General features: G+C 69.2%; 20 protein-coding genes. 14 read left to right on the top strand and 6 right to left on the bottom strand.

Annotated elements, in window-relative coordinates; genetic code table 11:
• Position 1: 1 nt before the first annotated feature.
• The 5 genes from AC07O4_RS06090 to AC07O4_RS06070 are packed head-to-tail and all read left to right on the top strand — an operon-like array spanning position 2 to position 5,314.
• Positions 2-439, top strand: coding sequence for a hypothetical protein (locus AC07O4_RS06090; protein ID WP_307693638.1), 438 nt, complete (start codon positions 2-4; stop codon positions 437-439).
• Between the two features lie 6 nt (positions 440-445).
• Entirely contained in the window at positions 446-3,103 is a 2,658-nt protein-coding gene (locus tag AC07O4_RS06085) for a DUF2169 family type VI secretion system accessory protein (RefSeq protein ID WP_495304009.1), read from the top strand.
• Positions 3,100-4,224, top strand: a complete 1,125-nt coding sequence (locus AC07O4_RS06080) for a pentapeptide repeat-containing protein (RefSeq protein WP_495304008.1) — start codon at positions 3,100-3,102, stop codon at positions 4,222-4,224. Before AC07O4_RS06085 ends, AC07O4_RS06080 begins: the two co-directional genes overlap by 4 nt.
• Positions 4,221-4,907, top strand: a complete 687-nt coding sequence (locus AC07O4_RS06075) for a DUF3540 domain-containing protein (RefSeq protein ID WP_495304007.1) — start codon at positions 4,221-4,223, stop codon at positions 4,905-4,907. The genes AC07O4_RS06080 and AC07O4_RS06075 overlap by 4 nt, the downstream gene beginning before the upstream one ends.
• Before the next feature lie 20 nt (positions 4,908-4,927).
• Positions 4,928-5,314 (top strand): DUF4150 domain-containing protein, encoded by a 387-nt coding sequence (locus tag AC07O4_RS06070; RefSeq protein WP_056580973.1) that lies wholly within the window; start codon positions 4,928-4,930, stop codon positions 5,312-5,314.
• A 15-nt stretch (positions 5,315-5,329) separates the two neighbouring features.
• Here AC07O4_RS06070 and AC07O4_RS06065 read toward each other — a convergent pair whose 3' ends face one another.
• The 5 genes from AC07O4_RS06065 to AC07O4_RS06045 all read right to left on the bottom strand — a co-directional run bounded on the left by AC07O4_RS06065 (position 5,330) and on the right by AC07O4_RS06045 (position 11,783).
• Positions 5,330-6,316: a tripartite tricarboxylate transporter substrate binding protein gene (locus tag AC07O4_RS06065; RefSeq protein ID WP_159272713.1), complete on the bottom strand. Its 987-nt coding sequence runs from the start codon at positions 6,314-6,316 to the stop codon at positions 5,330-5,332.
• A 95-nt stretch (positions 6,317-6,411) separates the two neighbouring features.
• Positions 6,412-7,488, bottom strand: coding sequence for a patatin-like phospholipase domain-containing protein (locus tag AC07O4_RS06060; protein ID WP_159271828.1), 1,077 nt, complete (start codon positions 7,486-7,488; stop codon positions 6,412-6,414).
• A gap of 39 nt (positions 7,489-7,527) precedes the next feature.
• Positions 7,528-9,903: a Tex family protein gene (locus AC07O4_RS06055; RefSeq protein WP_070060629.1), complete on the bottom strand. Its 2,376-nt coding sequence runs from the start codon at positions 9,901-9,903 to the stop codon at positions 7,528-7,530.
• A 79-nt stretch (positions 9,904-9,982) separates the two neighbouring features.
• A complete protein-coding gene (locus tag AC07O4_RS06050) occupies positions 9,983-10,897 on the bottom strand; it encodes a sensor histidine kinase (RefSeq protein WP_495304006.1) in 915 nt (304 codons plus the stop codon).
• Positions 10,898-10,988: 91 nt separating this feature from the next.
• Positions 10,989-11,783 carry a LuxR C-terminal-related transcriptional regulator gene (locus AC07O4_RS06045; protein WP_062472928.1) on the bottom strand — a complete coding sequence of 265 codons (795 nt, stop codon included), beginning with the start codon at positions 11,781-11,783 and terminating at the stop codon, positions 10,989-10,991.
• A 379-nt stretch (positions 11,784-12,162) separates the two neighbouring features.
• On the opposite strand from AC07O4_RS06045, the gene AC07O4_RS06040 reads away from it, so the two are divergent.
• The 8 genes from AC07O4_RS06040 (at position 12,163) to AC07O4_RS06005 (ending at position 17,860) form a co-directional block, all read left to right on the top strand.
• Complete coding sequence (locus AC07O4_RS06040) at positions 12,163-12,855, top strand: hypothetical protein (RefSeq protein WP_062472930.1); 693 nt, start codon at positions 12,163-12,165, stop codon at positions 12,853-12,855.
• A 78-nt stretch (positions 12,856-12,933) separates the two neighbouring features.
• Entirely contained in the window at positions 12,934-13,968 is a 1,035-nt protein-coding gene (locus AC07O4_RS06035) for a hypothetical protein (protein ID WP_495304005.1), read from the top strand.
• Positions 13,969-13,991: 23 nt separating this feature from the next.
• Positions 13,992-14,330, top strand: coding sequence for a hypothetical protein (locus AC07O4_RS06030; protein WP_062480212.1), 339 nt, complete (start codon positions 13,992-13,994; stop codon positions 14,328-14,330).
• Between the two features lie 91 nt (positions 14,331-14,421).
• The gene (locus AC07O4_RS06025) at positions 14,422-14,931 is read left to right on the top strand and encodes a hypothetical protein (RefSeq protein ID WP_070060632.1); all 510 of its coding nucleotides are present in this window, start codon (positions 14,422-14,424) and stop codon (positions 14,929-14,931) included.
• 55 nt (positions 14,932-14,986) lie between these two features.
• Positions 14,987-15,349 carry a GIY-YIG nuclease family protein gene (locus AC07O4_RS06020; protein WP_159271826.1) on the top strand — a complete coding sequence of 121 codons (363 nt, stop codon included), beginning with the start codon at positions 14,987-14,989 and terminating at the stop codon, positions 15,347-15,349.
• Entirely contained in the window at positions 15,346-15,786 is a 441-nt protein-coding gene (locus AC07O4_RS06015; RefSeq protein WP_495304004.1) for a MarR family winged helix-turn-helix transcriptional regulator, read from the top strand. The genes AC07O4_RS06020 and AC07O4_RS06015 overlap by 4 nt, the downstream gene beginning before the upstream one ends.
• A 68-nt stretch (positions 15,787-15,854) precedes the next feature.
• Positions 15,855-16,427 carry a DUF2239 family protein gene (locus tag AC07O4_RS06010; protein ID WP_070060635.1) on the top strand — a complete coding sequence of 191 codons (573 nt, stop codon included), beginning with the start codon at positions 15,855-15,857 and terminating at the stop codon, positions 16,425-16,427.
• Positions 16,424-17,860: an MATE family efflux transporter gene (locus AC07O4_RS06005; protein ID WP_495304003.1), complete on the top strand. Its 1,437-nt coding sequence runs from the start codon at positions 16,424-16,426 to the stop codon at positions 17,858-17,860. Before AC07O4_RS06010 ends, AC07O4_RS06005 begins: the two co-directional genes overlap by 4 nt.
• Positions 17,861-17,878: 18 nt before the next feature.
• Here the strand turns inward: AC07O4_RS06005 and AC07O4_RS06000 are convergent, their stop codons facing one another.
• On the bottom strand, positions 17,879-18,355 hold the full coding sequence (locus AC07O4_RS06000) for a VOC family protein (protein ID WP_495304002.1): 477 nt from the start codon (positions 18,353-18,355) through the stop codon (positions 17,879-17,881).
• Positions 18,356-18,640: 285 nt separating this feature from the next.
• On the opposite strand from AC07O4_RS06000, the gene AC07O4_RS05995 reads away from it, so the two are divergent.
• Positions 18,641-19,837 (top strand): serine hydrolase domain-containing protein, encoded by a 1,197-nt coding sequence (locus AC07O4_RS05995; protein WP_495304025.1) that lies wholly within the window; start codon positions 18,641-18,643, stop codon positions 19,835-19,837.
• Position 19,838 lies beyond the last annotated feature (1 nt).

Raw genomic sequence — 19,838 nt, 5'->3', positions numbered from 1 at the left:
GATGGCCGTCTGGGAACAGGTCCTCTGGAGCGTCTTCGCCGTGATGATGGGCGGGGCGCTGCTGGCCGGCGTCGCGGTGGTCGTCACGGCCACGCGCGAGCAGCGCAGGTACACGCAGGAGCGGCGCATCGGCGAGCGCCTGGGCCTTGCCGGCGTGGCCACGCACGGCGTGGTGGCGCAGGTGCGGCGCTCTGAACATCAGCTCACCAGCCCGGGCAGCCATGGCCAGTGCATGGTCGCGCTCGAATTCACGCTGCAGATGCCGCCGTCGTCCCCGGTGCCGAGCGTGGTGCTGCGCACGCTGGTCGACGAACTGCTGCTGCCCCGCCTCGCGGTGCCGGGCGCGACCCTGCATCTGGTCCAGGACCCGGCGCACCCCGACGTGGTGGCGGTCGACCGGCAGCGCACGCCGCTCGAAGTGGCGCCCGCACGGAGCTGATCCCCATTGAAAACCGTCAAGCCGCTGCGGCTGAGCGTCATCACACGCCCCTTCCTGCGGGGCCGTCAGCAACGCCTGGGCGTCACACTCATGGGCATGGTGTCGATGGACGCCGCGCCCGTGCTGCTGCCCGAGCCGGAGTTCTGGAAGATCGCCGCCGAAGAGCTCGGCCCCACGGGCGCCATCGACCTGGGCATTCCCAAACCCCACGCCGAGTTCCTGGCCACCGGCCACGCTTACACGCACCATCAGGACGACAAGAGCGCCTGCGCCGTCGCAATGCGTGTGGGCGAGCTTTCGCGCCAGCTGCTGGTGTTCGGCGACCGCTTCTGGCTCGATGGCCGCGCCACCGCGCCGCAGCCCTTCGAATCGATGCGGCTCGACGCCACGCGCGCCTACGGCGGCCCCGGCTTTGCCGAGAACCCGCAGGGCATCGGTCACGCCCACGAGACCGTCAACGGCTTGCAGGTGCAGCGCCTGCCGAACATGGAAGACCCGCAGCAGCGCATCGACCGCCCCGACCGCGAGACCGAGCCGGCCGGTTTCGGCCCGATCGAGCTGACCCGGCCCAGCCGCATGCGCCTGATCGGCCGGCAGTACGACGGCCACTGGCGCGAGCATCTGTTCCCCGGTTTTTCGGAGGACATGGACTGGCGCTTCTTCAACGCCGCACCCCCGCAGCAGCGCTGGCCCGCGCGCGACCACATTCCCGGCGGCATGCCCTACGAGATCTGGCACATGCACCCCACGCAGCGGGTGCAGCGCGGGCGGCTGCCCGACTGGCGTGCGCGCGCCTTCATCGCGCGGCGCAACGGCCCCGGCCGCGGACCCGAGCAGTTCGACGAAGTGCCCATGCGCCTCACCACGGCGTGGTTCTTTCCGCACCGCGGACAGGTGGCGCTGATCCACCACGGCGAGATCGACATCGTGGAAGACGACGCCGACGACGTGACCCATGTGATGCCGGCCATCGAAGCCGCGGGCGATGCACCGCGCCCGCTGGCGCACTACTTCGCCCTCCTCCAGCGCCGCTGCGATCCCGAGACCGGCGCACTGCATGCCGCCCGCGACGACGAGCTGCTGCCCGCGCAGGCCATCGGCCCGTGGCTCGACACGCTGGACGACGGCGAGGAATCCGCACGGGTGCGCAACATGCGCGAGCGTGGTGACCGGCTGCGCGCGGACCTGATGCAGCAGGCGCGCGAGGCCGGCCACGATCCGCGCCTGCTGCGCGAACGGCCGCTGCCCGAGCCCTTCCGCAAGGCGCCGACGCTCGCCGAACTGCCCGAGTTCGTCGAGCGCACGCGGCGCTTCACGCAGGACCAGCGCCAGGCGCTCGAAGACGGCCGGCGCGAACTCGAACGCGCGGGGCAACGCAATGCGGCCGAGTCGCGCCAGGTCGGTTTCGATTCCGCAGAGCTGGTCTCGAACATCGACCACACCACGACCAAAGGCCCGCCCGCCTTCGATGCGCAGACCGTGCTGCAGGGCATGTTCGGCATCGCCGCCGCCACGGGCACGTCCGCGCTGCCGCCCGCGCAGCAGCGGGCCTTCGCGGAGGTGGTCGAGAAAGGCCAACGCGGGCTGATCGACATGTACCGGATGGGCGCGCAGCACCAGTCGCCCGCCGACGTGCTCGAAGGCGAACGCGCCGCCGAGGCGCGCCAGCGCGTACAGGACGCGATGACCACCACGCGCGATCTCTCGGAGATGGACCTCACCGGCGCCGACCTGTCGGGCATGGACCTGCGCGGCGCGCGCCTGCACCGCACGCTGCTCGAACACGCGAACCTCGAAGGCGCCCGGCTCGACGGCGCGGATGCCACCGAGGCCGTGCTCGTGCGTGCGCGCCTCACGCGGGCCTCGCTCGCGGGCTGCGTGCTTCACCGCGCGAACCTCAGCCTGGCCCATTGCGTCCGCACCGTGTTCACCGGGGCGCAGTTGCACCACACCACGCTCGAGCAGACGCACTTCGACCACTGCGATTTCTCGCAAGCCTCGCTGGAGCACCTGACCGTGCTCGGCCTGCAGGTCGACCACTGCCGCTTCGATGCAGCGCATCTTTCCTACGTGACCTTCCTCGAACAGACCCGTCTGCAGGACTGCAGCTTTCGCAACGCCGTGCTCCACAAGGTCGGCCTGATCTCCTGCATCGCCGAGCGGCTCGACTTCAGCGCGGCCAAGCTCGAAGCCTGCGCATGGGCCCACACGCCGGGCGACACCGGCAACGTCTTTCGCGGCGCCACCCTGCACACCACCTGCTTCGTCGGCACCAGCAGCCTGCGCACCATGGACTTCGAAGACGCGACCTTGGTGCAATGCGGCCTGCGCGAGATGCCGCTGGACGGCGCGCGCTTCGTGCGTGCCACGCTCGACACCTGCGACCTGTCGGCCTGCAGCCTCACGGGCGCGGACCTCAGTGGCTGCGATGCGCCCGAAAGCCTCTTCATCCGCGCCGACTTCACGCAGGCCTCGCTGCGCGGCGCCAATCTCATGCATGCCAGCCTGCAGAAAGCCCGCCTGGTCCGCACCGACCTGCGCGAGGCCAACCTGTTCCGCGCCGACGTGTCGCAGACCCTGATCGACGGTGTGACCGACACGCACGGCGCGCACCTCGAACAGGCCAAGACCCTCCCGCGCCGCGCCGCGGACCCGGCCCGATGACGCCGGCCGAGCTGGCAGCGAAGATCCGCGGCGGCGACCACATCCAGGACCAGAACTTCCAGGGCATGGACTTCGACGGCATGGACCTGCGCGGCGGCAGCTTCGGCGCCTGCGACTTCCGCCGAGCGAACCTGCGCGGCGCGCGGCTGGGCGAATCGGTGTTCGACAGCTGCCGCTTCGACGACGCGGTGCTCGACAGCGCCGACCTGCAGCACGCCGCCTTCCACCGCTGCGCCCTGCCCCGCGCGCGCCTGCAGTCTGCGGCGATGGCCCACGCCGTCTTCTCCGAGGCCGACCTGAGCGGCGTCGACGTGAGCGCGGCGCAGGCGGGCCAGGCCACCTTCCACCAGAGCACGCTCGACGGCGCGGGCTTCGGGCGCGCGGACCTCACGAAATCGGTGTTCGGCGAATGCCGCCTCGACGGCACGCGCTTCGACGACACGGCGCTGAACACCACCGTCTTCTACCGCGCAGCGTTGCGCGGCACGCACTTCAAGGGCGCAAGCTTCCACAACGTGATCTTCGGCGAGGCCGACCTCGCGGGGCAGGACTTCTCGGCGCAGTCGTTTCATCTGTGCCAGTTCATCGATGCCGACCTCACGGGCTGCAACTTCGCCGGCGCGCGCCTGAGCCAGTGCAACTTCAAGGGCGCGAAGCTCGCAGGCGCGGTGCTGTCGGGCGTGCAGGCGCCGCAGTGCCTGTTTCCCGAAGCCGACCTGCGCCGGGTGGATGCGCGTGGCGGGCATTTCGACCAGAGCCTGTGGGTGAGTGCCCGGCTCGACGACGCCGACCTGTCGGACGCGCGGCTCGAACAGTGCGTGTTCCACCGCGCGAGCTGCCGCCGCACCGTGTTCGCCCGCAGCCACCTCGTGTATGCGGATTTCTCGTACGCCGACCTCGCCGATGCCGACCTGCGCGGCGCCAACTTCCACCGCACCCAGATGCACCGGGCAATCGAGACCGGCGTGCGCTGGAGCGACCGCCTCGGCGTGCTCGACAGCGACCCGGCGCTGTTCGAGGCCGAGCGCTTTTCCGCCGCCCGTGCGAGCCGCCCGCAACGCGCCGGCCGCGACACCTTCGGCCGGCCGCTGCCGCCCGATCCACAGGACACCCCGCCATGAACCACCGCGCCGTTCGCGAAGCCGTTTCGCCGCCGTCGAATACGCCCGAGACCGAGATGCACGCACTGCTGCGCAAGCCGCTGCCTGCGGTCGCCGCACCGGCCTGGACCGGCAGCGCGCTCGGCACCGTCGTGCAATCGCTGCCCGACGGCCGCTTCGTCGTCGAGCCGCAGACAGGCAGTGCGCCCTGGCATTGCCCACGCGCCGCGAGCTGCCTGCTGCAGCCCAACACGGGCGACGTCGTGCTCGTGGCCGGGCCGCAGCGCGACCAGCTGTTCCTGATCGCCGTCGTCACGCAGGCCGACCCGAGCCAGTCGCAGCTCGTGGCCGAGGGCGACCTCACGATCCGCTCGCGGCGCGGCGGCATCGCGCTGCAGGCCTCCGCGTTCGCACTTCAGGCCGACAAGGCCACGGTGGACATCACCGACATGGCCTACCGCGGCGCCGAGGTGCGCGTGACCACGCTGGTCGCCCGCTTCGTGGGCCGCACGCTCGAAACCGTGCTCGACCGCCTGAGCCTGCTCACGCGTTCGAGCTTTCGTCTCACCGAAGAGGTCGAGCAGGTGCGCGCGGGCCAGATCGACATGCAGGCCTCGCAAAGCCTGCGCCTGCACGCCAAGAACACCTTCGTCACCAGCCAGGCGCTGGTGAAGGTCGACGCCGAACAGATCCACATGGGTTGATACCGAAAGGAGCCAGAACCATGTTCGCCAACGCACAGATGATGGGAATGGACCTCGCGTTTCCCGATGTCTGCAAGACACCGCCCGCGCTGCCCGTGCCCTACCCCAACATCGCGCTCGGGCCGACGGCCCTGCCCAACGCCTGGAACATCCTGTACGGCGGCACGCCCGTGCACAACATGGCGACCACCACGCCGATCACCAACGGCGACAACGCCGGCGTGCTGATGGGCGTGGTGTCGCAGACGGTGATGGGGCCGTCGCGCCACATCACCGGCGCGTTCACGGTATTGCTCAAGGGAACGCCCTGCACGCGCATGACCAGCCTGGCGGTGCAGAACCGCTGCAACATCGTGGGCATGCGCATCGTGCCCAGCCAGTTCAAGGTGCTGGTGCTGGCCCCCTGAAACAGCGCTGGAGGCTCAGTCGAGCTTGACGCCCGCCGTGCGGATCACCTTGCCCCACTTGGTGGTCTCGGACGCAATGAACGCGTCGAACTCCTCCGGCGTGCTGCCCGCCGGGAAGGTGCCCATGGCATCGAGCTTGGCGCGCGTCTCGTCGCTCTTGATGATGCGCGCCACCTCTTCCGACATGCGCTTGACGATCTCGCGCGGCGTGCCCGCCGGTGCCAGCATGCCCGCCCAGGTGCTGCCGGTGAAGCCCGCGAAGCCCTGCTCGATGAAGGTGGGCACATCGGGCACGGCCGGCAGGCGCTTGTCGCCGGCCACGCCGATCAGCCGCACCTTGCCGGCCTTGCCCTGGTTGATGAGGCCCGTGGGCGCATCGAAGAACAGCTGGATCTGCCCGCCCATCAGGTCGGTCAGCGCAGGCACCGCGCCGCGGTACGGGATGTGGATCATGTAGGTCTGCGTGAGCGACTTCCACAGCTCGCTCGTGAGGTGCGCGGCCGAGCCGTTGCCCGAGGAGCCGAAACTCACCTTGCCGGGATGCTTGCGTGCGTAGTCGATGAGCTCGCGCGCGGTCTTGAACGGCGCGTCGTTGTTGACCGCTGCGAGCAATGGCGACACCCCCATCAGCGACACGCCCACGAGGTCCTTGCGCGGGTCGTAGGGCAGCTTGGGGTACAGCGTGGTGTTGGCCGTGTAGGCCGCGATGACGACGCCGAAGGTGCTGCCGTCAGGCGCGGCCTTGGCCACGGCATCGACGCCGATCAGGCTGTTGGCGCCGGGCTTGTTGTCGATCACCACCGGCTGGCCCAGGCGTGTCTGCAGGCCCGCCTGCACCAGCCGCGCCATCTGGTCGGTGAAGCCGCCCGGCGTGTAGGGCACGACGATGCGGATCGGCTTGCTCGGCCAGGCGCTCTGCGCGAAGGACGGCGCGGCGAGGCTGGCTGCGGCGGCGGCCGTGGCAAGAGAAAAACGGCGGCGGGAGAGCGTGGCGTGCGGCATGGTCGGGAACCCTTCGGATGGCATGGATCGGACCATTCTCGAAGCGCGCTCCTGCCCCGGCGCTCAGGGTTTGTCCCCGACGGGACAAAGCGTGTTCAGAGCGGCAGGATGTCGCGCGAACGCCCGTCGTCGCCGAGCCAGGCCTCGAACTCGTCCGACAGGCGCGTCGCCTCGCGCGTGGCCTGGCCCCAGGCCGCGATGCGGGCCTGCGCGTCGTTCGCGAAGCGGATGAAGTCCTTGCGGTCGGGCAGCTTGCCGTGCGGCAGCGTCTTCACCCACTCGGGGTTGGGCGCGAGCACCACCATGCGGTCGAGAAAGCGCGTCGACTTGTGGCGCCAGCGCAGCCCCTTGTCGAGCCAGCCCGGCACCACCGCCTGCTGGAAGTGCGGGTACAGCACGATGCCTTCGTCTGCGGGCTGGTAGTCCAGGTGCAGGTGGTAGTCGGTGATGCCGCCGTCCCAGTAGGCGCCGCGCGGCGCGCCCGGAATGTCGTGCACCGCCGCCAGCAGGAACGGAATGGAGCACGAGGCCTGCAGCACGCGATTGAAGTTGGCCTCGCTCAGCGCGTGCTGGCGCGTGCGGAAGTCGGTCGTGCCGAAGGGCAAGGCCGCGCCGGGCGTGGAGAACACGCAGCGCTCCAGCCAGGCGCCCAGGCTCTTGCGATGCAGGCTGTTGCTCGCGAAGGCGCCCAGGTAGCCGACCGGCGTGCGCGCCCTGCCCTCGCGCCCCAGGATGTGGCGCCCGCGGGAGGTCACCACGTGCAGCCGGTAGCGCGCATGGCCCAGCACCTCGCCGATGCGTCCGCCGTAGAAGGTGTCGAGGCTCTCCGCGAAACGTTCGCTGAGCTGGTGCGGGCTGAGCCGCTTCTGGCCCGGCGGCACCTCGAACTGCTGGCGCACGTAGTCGTGCTCGAAGCGCCCGAAGGCCGCCTCCGGGTCCGACAGGCAGGCCGTCGCCAGCCGCCACGCACCGATCGACGCACCCACCAGGTCCACCGGCTGGCTCGACTGCGTGAGCCAGCGCCCGAAGATGAAGCGATCGAGCGGCCCGAGGATCAGCCCCTTGGGACCGCCCGCCGCGCCGGGGACGGTGCGCACGTCCTGCGGACGCAGGCCGTGCTGCTCGATGTGCTGGCGGGCCGCGGGGCCGGCGTAGATGCGCAGGGCTTTCATGCGGCGGTGTGTGCAAGAAACGTGCGGTCCGCGGGTGGGTTACTTGCGCAACCCCTGCAACTTGGCAAACGCACTCGCCATCTGCCCCGCCGGCTGCGGCGAGTTGTCGCGCCGGCCTTGTTGCTGCTGGCCGCGCCCTGCCCCTTCGAAGCGGTTGTCGCGCGGGCCGTCGCGGCGCGCGGGCGCGGCGTCGAGCTTCATCGACAGGCCGATGCGCTTGCGGGCCACGTCCACTTCCATCACCTTGACCTTGACGATGTCGCCGGTCTTGACGACTTCGCGGGCGTCGTTGACGAACTTGTGGCTCAGCTGGCTCACGTGGACCAGGCCGTCCTGGTGCACGCCCAGGTCGACAAAGGCGCCGAACTGGGCCACGTTGCTCACGGTGCCCTCGAGGATCATGCCCTCGGTGAGGTCGGAGATGTCGTCCACGCCGTCGTTGAAGCGCGCCACCTTGAAGTCGGGACGCGGGTCGCGGCCGGGCTTCTCGAGTTCGCCCAGGATGTCCTTGACCGTGATGACGCCGAACTTCTCGTTGGCGAACAGCTCGGGCTTGAGGGTCTTGAGCATGTCGGCGCGACCCATCAGCTCGGCGATGGGCTTGCCGGTCTTGACGATGATCTGCTCGACCAACGGGTACGTTTCGGGGTGCACGCCGGTGATGTCCAGCGGGTCGGCGCCGTCGCGGATGCGCAGGAAGCCGGCGCTCTGCTCGAAGGCCTTGGGGCCGAAGCCGGTCACGTCGAGCAGCTGCTTGCGGGTGGAGAACGCACCGTTGGCCTCGCGCCAGCGCACCACGGCCTTGGCCACGCTGGCCGACAGGCCGGACACGCGGCTGAGCAGCGGCACGCTGGCGGTGTTCAGGTCGACGCCCACCGAGTTCACGCAGTCTTCGACAACGGCCTGCAGGGTGCGCGCGAGTTCGCTCTGGTTCACGTCGTGCTGGTACTGGCCCACGCCGATGCTCTTGGGGTCGATCTTCACGAGTTCGGCCAGCGGGTCCTGCAGGCGGCGCGCAATGGAGGCGGCGCCGCGCAGGCTCACGTCCACGTCGGGCATTTCCTGCGAGGCGAATTCGCTGGCGGAATACACGGAGGCGCCGGCTTCGCTGACGACGACCTTGTCGACCGTCATTTCGGGCGCACCGGCTTGCGCGGCCATCTTGGCCAGCAGCTTGATGAGGTCGCCGGCCAGCTTGTCGGTTTCGCGGCTGGCGGTGCCGTTGCCGATGGCGATCAGGTTCACGCCGTGCTTGGCGCACAGCTTGCCCAGCGTATGGAGCGAGCCTTCCCAGTCCTTGCGCGGCTCGTGCGGGAACACGGTGGCGGTCTCGACCAGCTTGCCGGTCGAATCGACCACGGCCACCTTCACACCGGTGCGGATGCCGGGGTCCAGGCCCATCACGACGCGCCGGCCGGCGGGTGCGGCCAGCAGCAGGTCGCGCAGGTTGTCGGCGAACACCTTGATGGCGACCTTTTCGGCGTCTTCGCGCAGGCGGGTGAACAGGTCGCGCTCGGTCGACAGCGCCAGCTTCACGCGCCAGGTCCAGGCCACGCACTTGCGCAGCAGGTCGTCGGCCGGGCGGGCCGCGTGGCTCCAGCCCAGGTGCAGCGCGATCTTGCCTTCGGCGATGCTGGGCTTGCCCGGCTCGGGCTCGACGGGCAGCACGAGCTTGGCGTCGAGCACCTCGAGCGCGCGGCCGCGGAACACGGCCAGGGCGCGGTGCGACGGCACGCGGCCGATGGGTTCGTCGTAGTCGAAGTAGTCGCGGAACTTGGCAATGTCGGCGTTGTTCTCGTCCTTGCCGGCCATCAGGGTGGACTTGAGCAGGCCTTCGTTCCAGAGCCATTCGCGCAGGCGCTGCACCAGCACGGCGTCTTCGGCCCAGCGCTCGGACAGGATGTCGCGCACGCCGTCGAGCACGAGGGGCACGGTGGAGAAATCGGGGCCCGGCTTGCCGTCGTCCAGCGTGGTGGCGGGCTGCAGGAAGGCCTTGGCTTCGACGGCCGGGTCGAGCGTGGGGTCGGCCAGCAGCTTGTCGGCCAGCGGCTCGATGCCGAATTCGCGGGCGATCTGGCCCTTGGTGCGGCGCTTCTGCTTGAACGGCAGGTACAGGTCTTCGAGCTCCTGCTTGGTGGGCGCGAATTCGATCGCGGCGCGCAGCTCGGGGGTCAGCTTGCCCTGCTCGTCGATGGCCTTGAGCACCGCCACGCGGCGGTCTTCGAGTTCGCGCAGGTAAGACAGCCGGGCTTCCAGTTCGCGCAGCTGGATGTCGTCGAGGCCGCCCGTGACTTCCTTGCGATAGCGGGCAATGAACGGAACCGTGGCGCCTTCGTCGAGCAGTTCGACGGCGGCCTTCACCTGGTGCTCGCCGACCTTGATTTCAACGGCGAGCTGGCGAATGATTTTCTGCATGTCTTGAGCGCGTCCCTGGCAAAGCGCGGAAGTTTGCCATAGGCGACGAGGCCGTCCGCCGGGCACCGGCGCGGGATGGTTACAACGTGCTCTCGGCCGGCGCCGCGACCGCCGACTGCGGCAGCACTTCACCGGGCATCACGAGCCGGATGCGCAGCCCGTGCGGCGCTGCATCCATGACGGCCAGCTCGCCATGCAGCGTATCGGCGCGCTCGCGCATGCTGCGCAGGCCCTTGCCGCCGGCCTCGCCGGCCGCCGCATCCAGGCCGCGCCCGTCGTCGAGCACTTCGAGCACCAGCCCGTGCGAGCGTTCGCGCGGGCCGAAGCGCACCTCCACGCGGGTCGCCTGCGAATGGCGCAGCACGTTCGACAAGGCCTCCTGCGCGATGCGGCACAGCTGCATCGCGGCCTCGGGCGACAGCGGCGGCGCCAGCACCACGTCCTGCACGTTCCACACGAGCGTGATGCCGAGCCGGTCGAACGCCGGTTGCAGCCGGTAACGCAAGTGGCCCAGGCGCTCGCCGATGCTGGTGTCGGCCTGGTCGTCGAGGGAGTCGACCGTCATCTGCAGTTCCAGCAGGCAGGCCTGCAGGGCCATCGACAGCTCGCGCGCGTCGGCGGAGCGCGGGTCGTAGCTGGCCATGAGCGCCACCAGCCGCGAGCCGACGCCGTCATGCAGGTCGCTGGCGATGCGGCGGCGCTCGGCGAGCACGGCCTGCGCCTGGCGGTAGCGCACGAGGCGGCGTCGCGTGAAATACCAGGTGGCCACGATCATGCAGAGCACGGCGACGTTCACCCCCTGCAGGGCCCAGAAGGCGGCCGGCACCTCGGTACCCAGTGTGGTGATCGCCGAGGTCGCGCGAATCACCTGCCCCACCACCGGCGTCAGGTGCAGCGCGAATGCGAGCCCCACCCACAGCAGCATCCGCTGGCGCGAGGCACGCGGCCACAGCCAGATCAGGAGCACACACCAGGCGGCGATCGAAAGCCACACGAACTGGTCCTCCAGGAAATACGGCGGGAGCGGGGGCGCGGGCGCGCGCATGGGTGGCTCCGCTGCGAACGCGGCGCGCCCGAAGCGCGCCCTAGAGCAGCCCCCGGTGCGAGGCGAAACTCACGGCCTGCGCGCGGGTGTGGGCGTGCAGCTTGCGGTAGATGTTCTTGACGTGCGCGTTAACCGTCTGGGCACTGATGGTGAGCTGCAGGGCGATCTCTTCCGTCACATATCCCGTGGCTACAAGTCGCAACACTTCGCGCTCCCTTGCCGACAGGGTCGCCTTGCTGTCCGGCGGGCGCACCGGGCTCGGATTGGCGCGCTGGTGGTCCAGGTGAACGAGCAGCCGCCGCGCCAGCCGGGGGGTGATGGCAGCGCCGCCATTGACCACCTGCAGCACGGCCTGGGCATAGCTCTGGAACCAGGCGTTCTTCACCAGGTAACCCGAGGCGCCGAGCTCGAAGGCATGCAGCACCTGGGGCTCGTCTTCCAGCGCGGAAATGACGATGATCTCGGCCGCGCTGCGGTGCTTCTTGGCCTCTTCGATGAGCTCGAATCCGCTGCCGTCTCCGAGGCGGATGTCGACCATGAGCACATCGAATTCATGCTGCATCAAGAGGCGCCTTCCCTCGCGCAGGGAGCCGGCCTGGCCTTCGAGCTGGATGCGCAGATCGCCCAGCAGTTCCTGGGCGATGACACGGCGGACAAAGGGGTCGTCGTCGACGAGCAGGACACGAACGGGCTTGGTTTCCTGGCCCGTGAGGTAGTCCGGCCACGGCAGGGTATCCGCCGAGGGAGCCAGCAGCCCACCGAACTGGCCGGGATTGGAGAATTTCCTAGCGCCACCACCGACATCGGTCAATGAAATGTCGAGATCGTTTTCCATTTAAGCCCCCTTGTCACAGATAAAAGTCGCGACTTCGTGAACAAAAGTTAATCGATTTCTACTCTTTTTCCGGCTATCGGCTTTTTTGATTACCTTGGTTTCTTTCGGTTGCAATATTGCCAGATTGTGAACGAAAGTGATAGTGGCCACGAGGGAAACAGGGCCGGAAACCGGTCCCCCGCCCGCGCCGAAAACGCGGCCGGGCATTGCTTTCGCCATAGCCTTGCACTACCCAGCCTGAGGCATTTTTCGATCCCTTCCCCCCGCTGAAACTGCATCCCGGTCGCAACGGAATCCATTCAATCCGTGCTCGCTGACCGTCGCTGATGGCCGGATTCCCCGGCGATCGGGTTCGTTTCAACACTATCGAGGAAGCATCATGAAGAAGACTCTTATCGCCATGGCAGTGGTTCTCGTGGCTGGCATCGGGACCGCAACCGGCAGCAGCGTGGCGCTCGCCGTCACCAACACCACGACCGGCTCCTCCAGCTCGGCTGGCTCGGTCGCCGCCAGCTCCGGAACGGGCAGCGCACTGAGCTACAACGCAGCCAGCTCCACCTCGTCGGCCACGGCCAACGCGGCGGGCGGCGCAGCAGGCAATGCCTTCCTGCGCGTCGGCGGCGCCACCGCCAGCGGCTCGGCCACCACGCAAGGACGCGTGACCAGCGTGGCAGCAACGACCGGCAACGGCGTGGCTGCAGGCGGTGCGAATGCACAGGCCAATGCGACCTCGAGCGCCAATGCGAACTACGCCGGCGGCGGCGCCAACCCCGTGAGCGGCTCTGCAGGCGGCGCAGCCGGCTCCACCACCAACAACACCGCAGCCACCGCTGCAGGTCCTGGCGGCGGTCTGGCCGTGGTGACGCGCACCTCGGGCACGACGGCCGGCTTCAGCGCCAATTCGGGCGCGGTCAACGGCATCGTCAACGGCACGACGACCTCGGCCACGTCGGGCTCGACCGGCGGCTCCACGGGCGTCATCAACTTCGCCGTGGGCAACGCAGCGGGCTTCAGCAACGGTGGCGGCACCGCCGGTGGCGCGATCTCCGGCGCAACGGCCAACGCTCCCTGAGCGATCCAGACCATCGGTTGTTGGACCAGAAACGGGGAGGGGCACGCCCCTCCCCTGCTTCCCAAAGGAGTCGAAAAAATGAAAACATTGATTGCCCTGACCTTGCTGGGCCTGTCCGCCGGCGCCTTGGCGCAGACCACGGCGGGTGGCGCCAACAACCAGTCGCAGAGTTCAGCCACCACCAACGCCCAGGGCAACACCCAGGCGGTGAATTTCAACAGCTCCGCCCCCTCGGAAGTCACCTCCCGGGCCACGGTGGACAGCAACAGCACACAGAACATCAACAACACGGGCGCGACGACCAGCACCGTCGACTACCGTGGCAGCTACACCGTCAAGAACGTGCCCTCCGTGAGCGGCCCGAACCTGACGACCAGCAACGACACCTGCATGGGCAGCACCAGCGCCAGCGCCAACGGCGCAGGGGTCGGGCTGAGCTTCGGCACCACCTGGACGGACGAACACTGCAAGCGCCTGAAGATGAGCCGCGAGCTCTGGAACAAGGGCATGAAGGCAGCGTCGCTGGCCATGGACTGCATGGACCCGGCGGCCCAGGCGGCCCTGGAGATGACCGGCTCGAAGTGCCCGCAGTCGATGACCGCCGAAGAGCGCGTGAGCGCGTTCGGACCGCAGGCCTCCTCGGCCGGCGCGCCCGTGGCGGCACGTCCGGCGGCGCCGGTAGCGCCCGTGGCCGCGGCTCCAGCGCCTGCGCCGGCCCCCGTGGCCGTGCCCCAGCCGGTGGCGCCCGTGGCACCTGCAGCGCCTGTCGCGTTGGCCCCGGCCCCGGCGCCCGCGCCGGTCGTGGCGGTGCAGCAGCCCGCCCCACCGGCCACGCTGGTCGAGGCAATGCCCATGGCAGCCCCGGCGCAGGAACAGCCGGCACCGCAACCGGCGCCGGCCGCGACCGCCGTCCCGGTGTCTGCGCCGGAGGTGGCACCGGCCCCCGTGGCCGCAGCGCCCGCCGAAGAAGCCGCGGCACCTGCGGCGGAGCCGGCCCCGGTCATGGCGAGCGCCGTGGCCCCGCAGCCGGACATCCTGGAAGCGCGCATCACGCGCCGCCTGCCGGCTGAACCGGCCGACGAGGTGGCTTCGGCACCGGCCGACGCGCAATGAGGCCGGCTCTGGAGTCCATCACCATGAACACCAGGACCGTTCCTCTCTGGCTGGCCGCCTGTTGCGTGGCGACGGCGTCGGTCGCCGCCACGCCGATCATCCGCATCGAGCGGATGCCCATGGGCAGCGGCCTGCAGAACGCCAGCGGCACGGAAAACGCCGAGCCGGTGGGCGACTACGGCGTCTGGCACGTGCCGCAGTACATGCCGGGGTTTCCGACCTCGGCCACCATCTGGCCGCGCGTCGTGATCATCCAGTGCAACGTCACGCGGTGCAGCGGCTACGAGGTCACGCCCGAACTGGGCCGGGGCGAATACCTGTTCTTCCGGCCCGCGGAAGACAGCAGCGTCGGCCGCAAATAGACAGGCGCGCAGACGCCGCTTTTTCGCACGATGCGCCGCAGGGTCCGCAAGGTCCCGGCGGCGCGCGGCCGTGTGCGTATACCCTTCGCGCATGCACAACCCCCTCGTGCGCGCCTTGCGCGCCCTGTTTCGCGCCGTTGCCACCACGATCCTCGTGCCGGTGCTGCTGTTCGAGGAATGGGGCTGGGCCCCGCTCGCGGCGCTGGTCGCGCGGCTTGCACGGCTGCCCTTCTGGGCGCGGCTCGAGAACCTGCTGCGCGCGCTGCCGCCCTGGGGCGCGCTGCTGGCGTTCTTCGTGCCGATGCTGCTGCTCTTTCCGGTGAAGCTGCTGGCGCTGTTCCTGTTCGGGCGCGGCCACGCGTTCAGCGGCATGGCCGTGCTGCTGTTGGCCAAGCTCGCGGGCACGGCCGTGGTCGCGCGGATCTTCCAGCTGGTCGAAGGCTCGCTGATGCGCCTGGCCTGGTTCGCCCGCTGGTACCCGCGCTGGAAAGCATGGAAAGACAGCGTGCTGACGCGGGTGCGCGAAAGCCGCCCCTGGCGGATCGTGCGGGCGGTGCACCGGCGGGTGCTGCGCGGCTGGCATCGGCTGCGCGCCGAGTGAATTATTTTTACCCGGGTGTATTGTGTTTTATATTTTGCCCGGGTAATATTTGGAGATGAATCCATCTCCTTCCACCCGACGTACCCTCGTCAAGCAATACAAGGACAGCGTGCGCCCCGCGGGCGTCTTCGTCATCCGCAACCTGATGGACGGCCGCGTCTACGTGGCCGGCAGCCTCGACGTCGAAGGTGCGATGAACCGCGCCCGCTTCGAGCTGAACCTGCGCTCGCACCGCAACAAGGCCTTGCAGCACGACTGGGTGGCGCAGGGCGCGACGCACTTCGGCTTCGAGGTGATCGACCGGGTGAAGGAGCGCGACGACCCCGCCTTCGACCGCGCGGCGGAGCTGGAAAAGCTGCTGGAGCTCTGGCGCGAGGAGCTCCAGTGCACCACTGACAAGGGCTACAACACGCCATGAGCACCGACGCACTGGGCTTTTGCCTCGACCTCGGCCGCGCCCACGCCAGCCTGAGCTTGAAACTCAACGAGGACCTGGGCGCCTTCCACGGGTTGGACTACGACGACTTCACCCTGCTCCACCTGTTGCTGCGTACCGGCAACGGCGCCATGCCGATGGCCGAGCTCGCGCACACGCTGGGGTTGCCAATGTCGGCGCTCATCCGCAAGATGGTGCTGCTCGAAAAGACCGGCCTGGCCGAGCGCACGACGGGAACAGATGGCGACCCCCGGCGCCATGCGAATATTCGCAGCGGCGGAAGGAAGTTGATGCAAGCCGCCATCACCACCGTCGAAGCGATCTGCGTCGATGCCGTGAAATCGCTGGACCCGCAACGCCTGCCAGACCTGCATGCCGCGCTGCGGGTGCTGTGCGATCACGACACGCCGCACGCCTGAACCGTCCTGCGGGTAGATTACGAACCTCGTTTCGTTCCGCCCGGATCGACAACCCAAAAAGAATCTGCATGTCACCCGACGAACTACCGACCACATTCACTGCGTTTGCCGGCTTCCAGCGCGTCGCCGCCGGCACCAAGGCCCAGGTGCTCACGCAACTGCGCGAGCGCGGCGACGCCGCCACCTGCCTCGTGTTCGACGACCAGACCGGCGAGCAGCTCGATGTCGACCTGCGCGACCCGAAGGCCATCGAGACCTCCGCGCTCGAAGCCGAGAAACACGAAGACGCACCGCGCGGCGTCGGCCGTCCGCGCCTGGGCGTGGTGGCGCGCGAAGTCACGCTGCTGCCGCGTCACTGGGACTGGCTCGGCCGCCAGCCGGGCGGCGCCTCGGTGGCGCTGCGCAAGCTGGTCGACGACGCGCGTCACGTGCACGCCGACCGCGACACGGTGCGCGCCGCGCGCGAAGCCACCTACCGCTTCATGACCGCCATCGCGGGCAACCTGCCCGGCTTCGAGGAAGCCACGCGCGCCCTGTTCGCGGGCGAGCATCAGCGCTTCAGCGACCTCGTGGAACCCTGGCCCACCGACCTGCGTGTGCACCTGCACAAGCTGTCGGCCGGTGGCTGGGGTGCCGCATGAGCGCGGCGCCCGACAGCAGCAGCACCACCACCAGCCCCGGCAACCCGAGCGGACTGCGCGGCGTGCCCGTGGCGCCGGTGGGTGCGCCGCGTCCGCTGTGGAAGGTGTTCCTGTTCTTCCTGGCGCCGATGTTGCTCAGCAACATCCTGCAGTCGCTCTCCGGCACCATCAACAACGTCTACGTCGGGCAGATGCTCGGCGTGAGCGCGCTGGCGGCGGTGTCGAGCTTCTTCCCGGTGATGTTCTTCTTCATCGCCTTCATCATCGGCCTGGGCGCGGGCGCCTCGGTGCTCATCGGCCAGGCCTGGGGCGCGCGCGACGCGGCCAAGGCCAAGGCGGTGGCGGGCACCACGCTCACGGTGGGCCTGCTGCTGGGGCTGGCGATCGCGGTGTTCGGGGGCCTCTTCACCACGCCGATGCTGGCCATGCTGGGCACGCCGCCCGACGTGCTGGCCGACTCCACGCGCTACGCCCGCATCATGCTGATCGCGATGCCCGGCGTGTTCCTGTTCCTGCTGGCCACCGCCATGCTGCGCGGTGTGGGCGACACCATCACGCCGCTGCTGACGCTCTTGATTTCCACGGCCATCGGCCTGGTGGTCACGCCCGCGCTCATCCGCGGCTGGGGCGGGCTGCCGCAGCTGGGCGTGGCGGCCGGCGCGTGGGCCTCGGTGCTCTCGTTCGCGGTCGCGACCACGTGGCTGGGCTTTCGGTTGCGCCAGAAAAAGAGCCCGCTCGCCCCCGACGCGGAGTTCGTGCGCTGCCTGCGCATCCAGCCGCAGCTGCTGAAGGCGGTGCTGAAGATCGGCGTGCCCACCGGCGTGCAGATGATCGTGGTGGCGCTGGCCGAAGTGGTGCTGCTGTCGATGGTCAACAGCTACGGCTCCAACGCCACGGCCGCCTACGGCGCGGTGAACCAGGTGGTGGCCTACGTGCAGTTCCCGGCCATCTCGATCGCCATCACCACGTCGATCCTCGGCGCGCAGGCCATCGGCGCGGGCCGCGCCAACCGGCTCGGCGCGATCGTGCAGACCGCGCTGGGCATGAACCTCGTGCTGACGGGCGGGCTGGTGCTGCTGGGCTACCTGTTCTCGCGTCCGCTGATGGGCTTCTTCATCACCAGCGCACCGGTGATCGAGATCGCGCAGAACCTGCTGCACATCATGCTGTGGAGCCTGGTGCTGTTCGGCATGGCCTCGGCGATCTCGGGGATCATGCGCGCCAGCGGCTCGGTGCTGGTGCCGACGCTGATCTCGATCGTCTGCATCCTGGGCGTCGAAGTGCCGGTGGCCTGGCTCATGAGCCGCCATTTCGGCATGGGCCTGGACGGGATCTGGGTCGCCTACCCGGTCACCTTCGGCGCGATGCTGCTGCTGCAGACCGCGTACTACCGCCTGGTGTGGCGCAAGAAGCCGATCGGCCGGCTGGTCTGATCGGTGCCTCGGCGGGGGTCACTCCCCGTCGAAGGCCTTCTTCACCGTGGCGATGTCGAGCTTGATCATCTTCATCATGGCCGCCATCGCACGGGCCGCCTTGGCCGCGTCCTTGTCTTGGAACATGCGGATGAGCGGCATCGGCGTGACCTGCCACGACACGCCGAAGCGGTCGGTGAGCCAGCCGCACTGCACGGGCTGGCCGCCGCCCTCGAGCAGCTTGTCCCAGTAGTGGTCGACCTCCTCCTGCGTCTCGCAGGTCACGATGAGCGAGATGGCCGGCGTGATCTTGTACTCGGGCCCGCCGTTGAGCACCATGAACGACTGCCCGTCGAGCTCGAAGGTCGCCGTGAGCAGCTTGCCCTTCTTGGCGGGATTCACATCGCCCCAGAGCAGCGTGTCGGTGAGGCGCGACTTCGGAAAGATGGCGGTGTAGAAATTGACCGCCTCCTCGCCGTTGCCGTCGAACCAGAGGCAGGGAATGATCTTCTGCATGGAATCTCCTTGGGTTGAATGATGAACTGAAGGGTTCAGTATCAAAGCCGAAGCGGCGCATTGTCAACCTGCGCCGCGGCTGTCAGTGGGAAGTTCGCAGGCCGGGCCGCGGGCCACAATGGGCCGGTCCTTCGCTTCGGAACTGCCATGTTCGCCCCTTCCAGAACCCGCCTCGGCGCCCAGGCTTTGCTGACCGCCGCGCTCGCCGCCTTCGCGGTGTCGGCCGGCGCGGCCGATGCCACCTACCCCGACGCCGCCGCCAGCGACCCCGCCCGGCTCGGCTGGATGACCGGCTCGCCGCCGCCGCCCGAGCGCACGCTGCGTTTCGAGGACGGCAGCTATTTCCGGTTTCCGGCGATGCGCTGGAGCGTGTCGAATTTCCGCCAGCTGATGCCGACCGTGAACGTGTCGCGCGGGCTCAGTGCGCCCACCGCCCTGCCCCATGCTTTGCGCAAGGACATCGACACGCTCAGCTTCACGCCGCTCGACGCGAAGACGCCCATGACCTGGGACGCGTCGCTGGCCGCCACCTACACCGACGGCATCCTCGTGCTGCACCGCGGGCGCGTGGTCTATGAGCGCTACTTCGGCGTGCTGAAAGACGACGGCCAGCACGGCGCGATGTCGGTCACCAAGTCGGTGGTCGGCACGCTGGGCGCGATGCTGGTGGCCGAGGGCACGCTGGATGCCAACAAGCAGGTGGCCGACTACGTGCCCAAGCTCGCGAAGTCAGCCTTCGGCAACGCCACCGTGCGCCAGGTACTCGACATGACCACGGGCCTGAAGTTCAGCGAGGACTACGCCGACCCGAAGGCCGAGGTCTGGGCCCATGCGCAGGCCGGCAACCCGCTGCCCAAACCGAAGGACTACACCGGCTCGCGCAGCTACTACGAGTTCCTGCAGACCGTGCAGCCCGAGGGACGGCACGGCGAAGGCTTCGGCTACAAGACCGTCAACTCCGACGTGCTGGGCTGGGTGATCGCGCGCGCCACCGGCCGCACCGTGGCGCAACTGCTGTCGGAACGCATCTGGCGCCACCTGGACGCCGAGCAGGACGCCTACTTCACCGTCGACTCCATCGGCACGCCCTTCGCGGGTGGCGGCCTGAACACCGGCCTGCGCGACCTCGCGCGCTTCGGCGAGATGCTGCGCAACGACGGCCGCGTGAAAGGCCAGCAGGTCGTGCCCAAGGCGGCCGTCGACGACATCCGCCGCGGCGGCGACAAGGCCGCCTTCGTCAAGGGCGGCTACCCGCTGCTGCAGGGCTGGAGCTACCGCAACATGTGGTGGGTGACGCACAACGACCACGGCGCCTACATGGCGCGCGGCGTGCACGGCCAGCGCATCTACATCGACCCGAAGGCCGGGATGGTGATCGTGCGCTACGCCTCGCACCCGATCGCGGGCAACGCCGCGAACGACCCGGTCACGCTGCCGGCCTTCGAGGCGCTGGGGCGGCACCTGTTGGCACAGCGTCGCTGAC

Source organism: Variovorax sp. GW821-FHT09D04 (genome assembly GCF_059416405.1).
This window is presented reverse-complemented; position numbering and strand designations above follow the sequence as displayed.